Here is a 10805-nt window from a genome sequence, read left to right as displayed (position 1 = left end):
AGCCGCTGGGGCCGCCGGGACCGGCCGGGCCGCCGCCGGGCGCGCCGGGGCCGGGCTGGGCGCCGTTCTGGCCGCCGTTCTCGGTGAAGTACGGCAGTTCGTCGCGGCGGGGCTCGCCGGGGCCCCTGGCGCCGCCCCGGGGGCCGCCGAGCGGGCCCGCGGCGAGCGCCTCGGTCACGTCGAAGGAGCCGGTGCCGCCGCCGTGCCCGGGAGCGACCGGGCCGCCGGTCGCTCCCGTGGGCAGCCCCGCGCCGTTGGTCGCGCCGGGCCGGGACGTGCCGGGCACGCTCATGGAGCCGACGACACCTCCCGGGCGGCCGCCGTTCGGACGCGGGGCACCGGGGGTGCCCTGTGCGGCCGGGGCGTTCGGCGGCGCGGCGGGCGAACCGCCGGGGGTGCCCGCTCCGTTGGTGGCGCCGCCGCGCTGACCGCCCTTGGCGGGTCCGGACTTGCGCGGCGCGAACCAGTCGCTGGGCTTCTCCCCGGTGGCGGGCCCGGGCGCGGTCTCGGCGGGCGGCTCGACGGTGCCGGTGGACATGGTGGCGCCCGTCGGCTGCGCGTGCGTGCCCGTCTCCTCGCCGGCGCCGGCCTCGGCGTCCGTGACAGGGGTACGGACGACCACCGGCGGAATCGGCCGGGATCCGGGGATGTTGATCCGGATCCGGGTCGTCAGCGTGGTCTCGGTCTTGCGTTCCTCCGGCTGCGCGGCCGAACGGCCCGCGCCCTTGCCGTCGTCGGAAGCCATGGGGGTCCCGTACGGCGGTGTGCCCGAGGGGTATGCGGCTCCCCCGTGCCCGTCGGGCCCGGAGGAAGGAGTGTCAGTTTCACGACTCAAGGCAGGTTCTCCCGGTTGGCTCCGCCGCCCGTTCGACCTTGCTCGGGCGGCTCGGCGGCGCGCACCACCATACTGGCCACTTCTGGCGCTTATCCCATGACCGCTGGGGAAACCCACACCGGACTCGCACGCGCGCCCCACGGCGAAGTGGTACGTCACTTGCCAAGTCGGGCGCCGTCCGTGTCAGGTTGCCGCCCCAAACCTATAGTGGCGCAGATCACAGCCAGCGCCATGCCGCCGAGCAGGAAGAGATAGGAACCGCCTCCCGCACCGAACAGGAAGTCACCCTCGGGTCTGCTGGCGGTGAGCAGGATGACGGCGACGACCCAGCCGAACGCGGGCGCGGCGGCCCCGGACCGGCTGCCCAGCGCCCGCGCCCCGCCGAGGAAGACCCCGGCGGCGCCGGCCAGGGCGAGCAGCAGCCCGCCGGGGAACCAGGCGGCCTGCACGAGGGCCCCGGCGAGACCGACCAGGGCGCCGAGCACGACCAGCCCGAACAGGGCGGCGATCCGCCCGGCGGGGGGCCGTTGCAACGGTTGCGCGAGCATCGAGCCACGTCCTGCGGAGCTCATGACGCCTCCCTGATACCGGCGAAGAGATCGGTCTCGCGCGCCGCACCCGGCTCGCCGACCGCCAACTCGTAGTACTCCGTGATGAATACGGGCTGCGCCAACTCATTGCTCAACGCGAAGCAGAGGGCGCCGTGCGGTGCCACCTCGACCTGGGTGGCATGGGCGGCCATCGCGGCGGTCTTCGCGGCGGCGTACGCGGTGCCGTCGATCTCGGTGGTGACACGACGGTCCTCCACCACGCCGGGCACATCGTCGACGGCGGCGGACTTGGCGAAGGGCAGCCCCGGCAGCTCGTCCTGGAGCCGGGCGAAGGCGGCCTCGGCGACCGTGCGCGGGACGCGGTTCCAGTAGACCTTGGCGACGCGGTGGCCGGCCTCGGCGGCCAGTTCGACGGCTCTCATGGCGACACGGTGGGCCTGGATGTGGTCCGGGTGGCCGTATCCGCCGTTGTCGTCGTAGGTGACCAGGACCTGGGGGCGGGTCTCCAGGATCACCTCGGCCAGGTGCCCGGCGGCCTCGTCGACGCCGGCCTGCCAGAAGCAGTGCGGGTCGTCGTTGTCGGCGGTGCCCATCATGCCGGAGTCCCGGTAGCGGCCGGGGCCGCCGAGCAGCCGGAAGTCGCCGACGCCCAGCTCGCGCATGGCGGCGGCCAACTCGCCCCGCCGGTGCTCGCCCAGCGCGGGACCGGTCAGATGCCGCAGCTCGGGCGGGATGACCTCACCGCCCTCGCCGAGGGTGCAGGTGACCAGCGTCACATGGGCGCCCTGGTCCGCGTAGCGGGCCATGGTGGCGCCGTTGTTGATCGACTCGTCGTCCGGGTGCGCGTGCACGAGCAGCAGGCGCCGGGCGGGCAGCGGCCGGGCGGGCGGTTCCGTCATGTGCCCACCCTACGAAACGCCGCTGACAGCGCCACGCAGACCCGGTCGACGAGGTCGACCGGGTCGGAAGGTGGTCCGGGTCAGAACTTGATGCTGCCGATCATGCTGGCGACGTTGGTCGTCAGATCGCTGATCGTCGGCGCGATGGTCGAGGATGCCAGATAGAAACCGAGCAGCATGCAGACGACCGCATGCCCGCCCTTCAGACCCGACTTCTTGATCAGCAAGAAGACGATGATCGCCAGCAGCACCACCGCCGAAATCGAGAGTGCCACGGCGGCTCACCTCCAAAGATCCCAGGGACGCGGGGGGTTCGGGTATGGGGGTTGTAGATCGGTACAGCAAATCCATGCGCAAGCCAGCAGGTTCATACCCACTCAGCGGTAGTGATCATAACTATGCGTGCTCGCGCATCGCTCGGCGCACGGCCGCACAAGGGGGCGCATGGCCAATATGGTCGGGGCATGAAGACCGAGGCTGTCTCATTCCCCCGCCGGCACGCCCGCACCCAGCGTTTCACGCTCGGCGCGCCGCGCGCGTTCACCGTGGCCCCCGACGGCTCCCGCGTGGCGTTCCTGCGCTCCGGTTCCGGTACGGACCGGGCCAATTCCCTGTGGATTCTCGATGTGCCGAGCGGCGAGGAGCGCCTCGCGGCCGATCCCCGCACCCTGCTCGGCGGCGCCGACGAACACCTCTCGGCACAGGAGCGGGCCCGTCGCGAACGCAGCCGTGAGGGCGGTGCCGGCATCGTCGGCTACGCCACCGACGCGACCCTGGAGCTGGCGTCTTTCGCCTTGTCAGGGCGGCTTTTCACGGCGGAGCTCAGGGCCGGCACGACACGCGAAATCACGGTCCCCGGACCGGTGATCGACCCGCGCCCGTCCCCCGACGGCCGCCATGTCGGGTACGTCGCGGAGGGCGCCCTGCGGGTCGTGGGCGCCGACGGCTCGGGCGACCGGGCGCTGGCGGAGCCCGAGTCGGAACAGGTCACCTATGGACTGGCCGAGTTCATCGCGGCCGAGGAGATGGGGCGTTCGCGCGGCTTCTGGTGGTCGCCGCGCTCCGACCGGCTGCTCGTGGCCCGGGTGGACGACACGCCGGTACAGCGGTGGTGGATCGCCGACCCCGCCCACCCCGAGCGTGAGCCACATCATGTCGCCTACCCGGCGGCGGGCACCGAGAACGCGGACGTACGGCTGTTCGCCTACGACCTCGAAGGGGGGCGCGTGGAGGTCTCCTGGGACCGCGCACGCTACCCCTACTTGGCGCGTGTGCACTGGTCAGAGGCGGGTGCACCGCTGTTGCTCGTACAGGCGCGCGACCAGCGCAGCCAGCTGTTCCTCGCCGTGGACCCGGGGTCGGGGGCGACCCGGATGGTGCACGCCGACGAAGATCCAACATGGCTTGAACTGTTCGGTGGAGTGCCCTGCTGGAGCCCCTCCGGACAGCTGGTCCGGATCGCCGACGAGGGCGGCGCCCGGGTGCTCGCGGTGGGTGAACGGCCGCTCACGGGTGCCCAGTTGCACATCCGTGCGGTACTCGACGTGACCGCCGATGACGTGCTGGTTTCCGCGTCCGCCGGCGAGGAGGCCGAGTCCCCCGAGATCGGCGAGGTACACGTCTACCGCGTCAACGAACTCGGCGTGGAGCGCGTGTCGCAGGAGCCCGGCGTGCACACCGCCGCGCGCGCCGGGGGCGTGACTGTATTGGTGTCCGCCGCACTGGACCGGCCGGGCGCCCTCGTCCAGGTGCTGCGTGACGGAAAACATCTGGCGACTGTCACGTCGTACGCCGAAGATCCCGGTTTGTCCCCGCGCGTGACACTCACCGAGGGGGGCGCACGCCGAATTCCGTGCGCCGTGCTTATGCCACGGGACTACCACGGGGACACTCCCCTTCCGGTTCTGCTCGACCCCTACGGCGGTCCACATGGTCAGCGGGTGGTCGCCGCGCACAACGCCCACCTCACCTCCCAGTGGTTCGCCGACCAGGGCTTCGCGGTGATCGTCGCGGACGGGCGGGGCACCCCCGGCCGCTCCCCGGCCTGGGAGAAGTCCGTCAAGGACGACATCGCGGCGATCGTCCTGCAGGACCAGGTCGACGCGCTCCAGGCACTCGCCGCGGACTTCCCGCTCGACCTGACCAAGGTGGCCGTCCGGGGCTGGTCCTTCGGCGGCTACCTCGCCGCGCTCGCCGCCCTGCGCCGTCCGGACGTCTTCCACGCGGCGGTGGTGGGCGCCCCGGTGACCGACCTGCGCCTGTACGACACCCACTACCAGGAGCGCTACATCGGCCACCCGGGCGAGCAGCCGGAGGTGTACCGCCGCAACTCGGTGATCGACGACGCGGGCCTGGTCGACGCGGCCGAACCGCACCGCCCGACGATGATCATCCACGGCCTGGCGGACGACAACGTGGTGGTGGCCCACTCCCTGCGCCTGTCCAGCGCCCTGCTGGCGGCAGGCCGCCCGCACGAGGTCCTCCCACTGTCGGGCGTGACCCACATGACCCCGCAGGAACAGGTGGCGGAGAACCTGCTGCTGCTCCAGCTGGACTTCTTGAAGAGGACGTTGGGCCTAGCGCCCCTTTAGGGGCGCGGGGCTGTATCGATTTGCGGCTCCGCCGCGTGGGCGCGACAAGCCCCCACGCACCCGCACACGGCAACGGGCCGGGACGACATGGCGCGTCCCGGCCCGTTTACGGCACCCGCACGGCCGTACGTTGATTACAGTGCCGCGTCCGTATATCGAGACCGGGTCGACGAAGTTGCCTGTGTGTTAACGAGATTGACCCCGGTTCGTCCCACTACGCACCCCCGTCGGCAAGATCGTCCGACGTTTCCCCGGTCGGCCCCTCCGGCGGCACCACCCGCTTCTCCTCCGCGAAATGGCAGGCCGAGTCATGGGCCGCCGGCCCCGACACGAGCCGGAACACGTCGGGCACCGCGAGCATCGGCACCTCGAGCGCGCAGCGCTCCTGCGCCTTCCAGCACCGCGTGCGGAACCGGCACCCCGACGGAACGTTCGTCGGCGACGGCACGTCCCCGCTCAGGATGATCCGCTCCCGGTGTTCCCGGGCCTCCGGGTCCGGTACCGGCACCGCGGAGAGCAGGGCCTGGGTGTAGGGGTGGGTCGGGTGCTCGTAGATCTCCTCGTCCTTGCCGATCTCCACGATCCGCCCGAGGTACATCACCCCGACCCGGTCCGAGATGTGCCGCACGATCGACAGGTCGTGGGCGATGAAGACGTACGACAGGTCGAAGTCGTTCTGGAGCCGGTCGAGCAGGTTGATCACCTGGGCCTGCACGGAGACGTCCAGCGCGGACACCGGTTCGTCCGCGACGATCACCTCGGGGCGCAGCGCCAGCCCCCGTGCGATACCGATGCGCTGCCGCTGGCCGCCGGAGAACTGGTGCGGATAGCGGTTGATGTACTCGGGGTTGAGACCCACGACGTCCAGCAGGTCCTGGACCCGCTTGCGCCGGTCGCCCTTGGGGGCCACCTCGGGGTGGATCTCGTACGGCTCCCCGATGATGTCGCCGACCGTCATCCGGGGGTTGAGCGAGGTGTACGGGTCCTGGAAGACCATCTGGATGTTGCGGCGGACGGCCTTCAGCGCCCGCCCGCTCAACCCGGTGATGTCCTCGCCCTTGTACTTGATCGACCCCGCCGTCGGCCGCTCGAGATTGACCAGCATCTTGGCAACGGTCGACTTGCCGCAGCCGGACTCCCCGACGATGCCGAGGGTCTCTCCTTTGTTGAGCACGAAGTCGACACCGTCAACGGCCTTGACGGCACCGATCTGCTTCTTGATCAAGATGCCCTGCGTCAAGGGGTAGTACTTGACCAGTCCACTCACTTCCAGGATCGGCTCAACCATCGCGTCGACCATTGAGGCACTCCCTCCAGAAGTGACAGGCGCTGCCCCGGTGCTGATCCACCTCGTACAGCGGTGGCTCGTCGGTGCGGCACACGTCCTGGGCCATGGGGCAGCGCGGGTTGAAGGCGCACCCCGGAGGGATGTGCATGAGGTTGGGCGGCAGGCCCTTGATGGCGTAGAGCTCCTGCCCCTTCTGGTCCAGGCGCGGGATGGAGTCGAGGAGCCCGCGCGTGTACGGATGCGCCGGCGCCTTGTAGATGTCGTGCACCGGCGCGGACTCGACGATCCGTCCCGCGTACATCACGGCGATCCGGTCGGCGACGTCCGCGACCACGCCCAGGTCGTGGGTGATCAGGATCAGCCCCATGTGGTACTCGCGCTGCAACTCCGCGAGCAGGTCCATGACCTGGGCCTGGACGGTCACGTCCAGGGCCGTGGTCGGCTCGTCGGCGATGATGAGCGCCGGTTCCAGGGCCAGCGCCATGGCGATCATGATGCGCTGGCGCATGCCCCCGGAGAACTGGTGCGGATAGTCCCGCACCCGCTGGGCGGCGCCCGGGATCCGCACCCGGTCCATCAGCTCGACCGCCTTGGCCCGTGCGCCCTTCCTGGACATCCCCCGGTGCACGACGAACATCTCGCCGAGCTGGTCGCCCACGCTCAGCACCGGGTTCAGCGCCGACAGCGCGTCCTGGAAGATCATGGCCATCTCGGCGCCCCGGATCTTCCGCCGCTCCTCCTCCTTGAGCGTCAGCAGATCCCGCCCCCGGAAGAGGATCTCGCCCCCGCCGATCCGCCCCGGCGGCACGTCCAGGATCCCCATCACCGCCTGGGCCGTGACCGACTTCCCGGATCCGGACTCCCCCAGCACGGCCAGCGTCTCCCCGGCGTCGACGGCGTAGGAGACCCCGTTGACCGCCTTCGCGATCCCGTCCCGGGTCCGGAACTCCACGTGCAGGTCGCGCACTTCGAGCAGCACGGCGGCGCTCACCTCAGCTTCGGGTCGAGGGCGTCGCGCACCGCGTCGCCGAGCATGATGAAGGCCAGGACGGTGAGCGCGAGCGCCCCGGAGGGCCACAGCAGCGCGTGCGGGGCGTTGCGGATGTAGGGCGAGGCGGCGGAGATGTCGATGCCCCAGGAGACGCTGGGCGGCTTCAGGCCGACGCCGAGGTACGACAGGGTCGCCTCCAGCGCGATGTAGGTGCCGAGCGCGATGGTGGCCACGACGATCACGGGGGCCACCGCGTTGGGCGCGATGTGCCGCAGCAGGATGCGGGAGTTGGAGGCGCCGAGCGCGCGGGCGGCCTGGACGTAGTCGTTCTGTTTGGCGGTGATCACCGAGCCGCGGGCGATCCGGGAGATCTGCGGCCAGCCGAGCAGCACCATGAACCCGATGACCGGCCAGACCGTGTTGCTGGTCACCACGGAGAGGAGGACGAGACCGCCGAGGACGACCGGAATCGCGAAGAAGACGTCGGTGATCCGGGACAGCACCGAGTCCCAGAACCCGCCGAAGAACCCGGCGAGCCCGCCGAGCACCGACCCGAGGATCGCGACCCCGAGCGTGGCGCAGACGCCCACCGTGACGGACGTACGGGCCCCGTAGACGGTCCGTGTGTAGACGTTGCAGCCCTGTCCGTCGTACCCGAAGGGCGCGCCCGGCTGGGAGCCCTCCTGGGCCTTGGCGAGGTCGCACTTGAGGGGGGAGCCGGAGGCGATCAGGGACGGCCACAGGGAGATGACGACGAGGAAGAGGATGACGAGGGCGGAGACGATGAAGACCGGGTTGCGGCGCACGTCCCGCCAGGCGTCGGACCACAGCGAGCGGGGCTTCTCCGCCGGGCCGGTGCCGAGCGGTCCGCCGGGTGTCCGCTCCAGCGTCTCCGCCTCGGTCGCCGCCAGGTCCATCGCCCCGCCCATGCCCGTGCCCGCGATGGCCCGGTCCGGCTCGAACGGCTGCTCAGGCATAGCGGATCCTCGGGTCGAGTACGGCGTAGAGCAGGTCCACCAGGAGGTTGGCCACCAGGAACACCAGGACCAGCACCGTCACGAAGCCCACGACCGTCTGGGTGTTCTGGCGCAGGATCCCCTGGTAGAGCTGGTAGCCGACGCCGTGGATGTTGAAGATCCGCTCGGTGACGATGGCGCCGCCCATGAGGGCGCCGATGTCGGTGCCGATGAAGGTGACGACGGGGATGAGGGAGTTGCGCAGCAGGTGCCGGGTGACGACCCGGTGCCGGGGCAGGCCCTTGGCGACGGCCGTACGGACGTAGTCGCTCCGTCTGTTCTCGGCGATGGAGGTACGGGTCAGCCGGGTGACGTAGGCGAGCGACACGGAGGCGAGGACCAGCCCCGGCACGATCAGCTCGCCGAAGGTGGCGTCCGGGGAGACGGAGGGCTTGATCCAGCCCCACTCGACGCCGAGCAGGAGCTGGAGCAGCAGGCCGGTGACGAAGGTCGGTACGGAGATGACGACCAGGGTCGCCAGCAGCACCCCGGTGTCGACGGGCCGCCCGCGCCGCAGACCGGTGAGGACGCCGAGGGTGATGCCGATGACGACCTCGATGACGATGGCCACGATCGTCAGCCGGATGGTGACGGGGAACGCGGTGGACATCAGCTCGGTGACCGGCTGTCCGTTGAACGCCGTACCGAAGTCCCCGGTGAAGACGTTCCCCATGTAGGTGAGGTATTGCTGCCACACCGGCTTGTCGAGTCCGAACTCCTTCTTCAGCTGGGCGGCGGTCGCCGGATCGCAGGCCCGTTCTCCGCACAGTCCGGCGATCGGGTCGCCCATGACGTTGACCATGAGGAAGATCAGCAGCGTGGCCCCGATGAACACCGGGATCATCTGGAGCAGCCGCCGGACGACATAGCGCCCCATGCCGCGTCAGCTGACCTTGATCTCGTTGTACACGGGGACGCTGAACGGATTGAGGGCCACGTTCGAGAGCCGCTCGGAGTAGCCGGCGCTGCCGTTCTGGTACCAGAGCGGGATGGCGGCCATGTTGTCGCGGACGACTTCCTCGGCCTTCTGGAAGGTGCCGACGGCCTTGGCGGTGTCGGTCTCGGCGTTGGCCTGGTCGACGAGTTCGTCGAAGTCCTTGTCGGACCACTTGCCGTCGTTGGACGAGGCGTTGGTGTAGTAGAGCGGCTGGAGGAAGTTCTGGATGAGCGGGTAGTCCATCTGCCAGCCCGCGCGGAACGGCCCGGTCATCTTGTGCTGCCCGATCTGGTTGCGGAAGTCGGCGAAGGTGCCCACCGGGTTCCCGACGCACGCCTTGTCGTTGCCGAGCGCGTTGTTGATGGAGTTGCACACGGCGTCCACCCACATCCTGTGCGAGCCGGTGTCGGCGTTGTACGTGATCTTGAACTGTCCGCCGGGCAGTCCCCCGCCCTCCTGGATGAGCTTCTTGGCCTGGGCCGGGTCGTAGTCACAGGCGCTCCCGCACAGCCCCTCCTTGAAGCCGCCCGCGGTGCCGAGCACCGGCGAGGTCCAGTCGGTGGCCGGGGTGCGGGTGTTCTGGAAGATGGTGTCGGTGATCTGTTTGCGGTTGATGGCCATGGAGAGGCCGGTGCGGACCTTGTCCGATCCGCTCTTGTTCCAGGCGCTGTCGTAGTAGGGGAAGGCGAGGGTCTGGATGATGCCGGCCGGGGTGTTGATGTAACGGTCGCCGAGGTCGTTCTTGACGTTCTTCAGCTGTGCGGCGGGAACGTCGTCGACGAGGTCGAGGTTGCCGGCGATCAGGTCGGTGTAGGCGGTGTCGCTGTCCGTGTAGACCTTGAGGGTCACCCCGCCGTTCTGCGCCTTGTCGGGACCGGGATAGCCGTCCCACTTCTTCAGGGACATCTGCGATCCCTTGGTGTACGACTCGATGCTGTACGGCCCGTCGCCGACCGGCTGCTTCAGCCAGCCGGCGTGGTCGGTGAAGAAGGACCGGGGCAGCGGGGCGAAGGCCGCGTAGCCGAGGGTGTCGGGGAAACTGGAGAACTTCTGGTTCAGCTTCACCGTGAAGGTCTGGTCGTCGACGACCTTCAGACCGGAGAGCGCCTCGGCGCTCTGGCTGCCGCTGTCGGGATGGGTCTTGTCGTATCCCTCGATGTATCCGAAGAAGTAGGCGTTCTTCTGGTTGTTCTTGAGGCTCGCCCCGTAGTTCCAGGCGTCGACGAAGGAGTGGGCGGTCACCTTCTCGCCGTTGGAGAAGGTCCAGCCGTCCTTGACGGTGATCGTGTAGTTCTGCGAGTCGCTCGTGTCGATCTTCTGGGCGAGCATGTCCTGGGCCTTGCCGGTCTTCGGGTCGTACTTCTTCAGGCCCCGGAAGATCATGTCGAGGACCTTGCCGCCCTGGACCTCGTTGGTGTTGGCGGGCTCCAGGGGGTTCTGCGGGTCGCCCCAGGAGGAACTGAGCACGCCGCTGTCGCCGCCGCCCCCGCCGCTGCTGCCGCTGCCCCCGCAGGCCGTGGCGGCGAGCGCCGTCACTACCGCGCAGGCCGCCCATCGGGCGTGCGTGGCTGAACGCATGGCGTGCCTCCTCCGTGAAGGGTGATCCGTGAAAGATGTGCTACCGGTCAATATCATCAGAAATGGCGCATAACACATATTCACTGCACCCATCCGCAGGACAACCCACCCGGAGGAGT

General features: G+C 69.7%; 9 protein-coding genes and 1 pseudogene. 1 reads left to right on the top strand and 9 read right to left on the bottom strand.

The genetic code is table 11. From position 1 onward, the window contains the following. The 4 genes and pseudogenes from ACFWXC_RS49735 to ACFWXC_RS49720 all read right to left on the bottom strand — a co-directional run. A pseudogene (locus tag ACFWXC_RS49735) lies at positions 1-835 on the bottom strand (hypothetical protein); the annotation flags it as partial. Between the two features lie 155 nt (positions 836-990). After that, positions 991-1407, bottom strand: coding sequence for a DUF6113 family protein (locus ACFWXC_RS49730; RefSeq protein WP_382527861.1), 417 nt, complete (start codon positions 1405-1407; stop codon positions 991-993). Beyond that, positions 1404-2285 carry an N-acetyl-1-D-myo-inositol-2-amino-2-deoxy-alpha-D-glucopyranoside deacetylase gene (gene mshB / locus ACFWXC_RS49725; RefSeq protein ID WP_384490356.1) on the bottom strand — a complete coding sequence of 294 codons (882 nt, stop codon included), beginning with the start codon at positions 2283-2285 and terminating at the stop codon, positions 1404-1406. The genes ACFWXC_RS49730 and mshB overlap by 4 nt, the downstream gene beginning before the upstream one ends. Before the next feature lie 80 nt (positions 2286-2365). Then, positions 2366-2560: a hypothetical protein gene (locus ACFWXC_RS49720; protein ID WP_089098958.1), complete on the bottom strand. Its 195-nt coding sequence runs from the start codon at positions 2558-2560 to the stop codon at positions 2366-2368. A 189-nt stretch (positions 2561-2749) separates the two neighbouring features. Here ACFWXC_RS49720 and ACFWXC_RS49715 point away from each other — a divergent pair, with 189 nt between their 5' ends. Continuing rightward, on the top strand, positions 2750-4876 hold the full coding sequence (locus ACFWXC_RS49715; protein ID WP_384490354.1) for a prolyl oligopeptidase family serine peptidase: 2127 nt from the start codon (positions 2750-2752) through the stop codon (positions 4874-4876). 214 nt (positions 4877-5090) lie between these two features. Here ACFWXC_RS49715 and ACFWXC_RS49710 read toward each other — a convergent pair whose 3' ends face one another. Genes ACFWXC_RS49710 through ACFWXC_RS49690 form a run of 5 tightly spaced genes read right to left on the bottom strand, consistent with a single transcriptional unit; the run spans position 5091 to position 10686 of the window. Further along, positions 5091-6164, bottom strand: coding sequence for an ABC transporter ATP-binding protein (locus tag ACFWXC_RS49710; RefSeq protein WP_384490361.1), 1074 nt, complete (start codon positions 6162-6164; stop codon positions 5091-5093). Continuing rightward, positions 6157-7143 (bottom strand): ABC transporter ATP-binding protein, encoded by a 987-nt coding sequence (locus ACFWXC_RS49705; RefSeq protein WP_384490359.1) that lies wholly within the window; start codon positions 7141-7143, stop codon positions 6157-6159. The genes ACFWXC_RS49710 and ACFWXC_RS49705 overlap by 8 nt, the downstream gene beginning before the upstream one ends. A gap of 8 nt (positions 7144-7151) precedes the next feature. Next, the gene (locus tag ACFWXC_RS49700) at positions 7152-8132 is read right to left on the bottom strand and encodes an ABC transporter permease (RefSeq protein WP_384490352.1); all 981 of its coding nucleotides are present in this window, start codon (positions 8130-8132) and stop codon (positions 7152-7154) included. Next, positions 8125-9048 carry an ABC transporter permease gene (locus ACFWXC_RS49695; RefSeq protein ID WP_384490350.1) on the bottom strand — a complete coding sequence of 308 codons (924 nt, stop codon included), beginning with the start codon at positions 9046-9048 and terminating at the stop codon, positions 8125-8127. The genes ACFWXC_RS49700 and ACFWXC_RS49695 overlap by 8 nt, the downstream gene beginning before the upstream one ends. 6 nt (positions 9049-9054) lie before the next feature. After that, entirely contained in the window at positions 9055-10686 is a 1632-nt protein-coding gene (locus ACFWXC_RS49690; protein ID WP_384490348.1) for an ABC transporter substrate-binding protein, read from the bottom strand. Between the last annotated feature and the right edge of the window lie 119 nt (positions 10687-10805).

It is taken from the genome of Streptomyces sp. NPDC058683, assembly GCF_042716195.1.
Taxonomy (GTDB): domain Bacteria; phylum Actinomycetota; class Actinomycetes; order Streptomycetales; family Streptomycetaceae; genus Streptomyces.
Note: the sequence above shows the minus strand (reverse complement) of the source record. Positions and strands in the feature narration are given on the sequence as shown.

Coding starts and splice junctions, on each gene's coding strand:
- ACFWXC_RS49730 (WP_382527861.1), bottom strand. CDS start 1,407: ATGAGCTCCGCAGGACGTGGCTCGATGCTCGCGCAACCGTTGCAACGG.
- mshB (WP_384490356.1), bottom strand. CDS start 2,285: ATGACGGAACCGCCCGCCCGGCCGCTGCCCGCCCGGCGCCTGCTGCTC.
- ACFWXC_RS49715 (WP_384490354.1), top strand. CDS start 2,750: ATGAAGACCGAGGCTGTCTCATTCCCCCGCCGGCACGCCCGCACCCAG.
- ACFWXC_RS49710 (WP_384490361.1), bottom strand. CDS start 6,164: ATGGTTGAGCCGATCCTGGAAGTGAGTGGACTGGTCAAGTACTACCCC.
- ACFWXC_RS49700 (WP_384490352.1), bottom strand. CDS start 8,132: ATGCCTGAGCAGCCGTTCGAGCCGGACCGGGCCATCGCGGGCACGGGC.
- ACFWXC_RS49695 (WP_384490350.1), bottom strand. CDS start 9,048: ATGGGGCGCTATGTCGTCCGGCGGCTGCTCCAGATGATCCCGGTGTTC.
- ACFWXC_RS49690 (WP_384490348.1), bottom strand. CDS start 10,686: ATGCGTTCAGCCACGCACGCCCGATGGGCGGCCTGCGCGGTAGTGACG.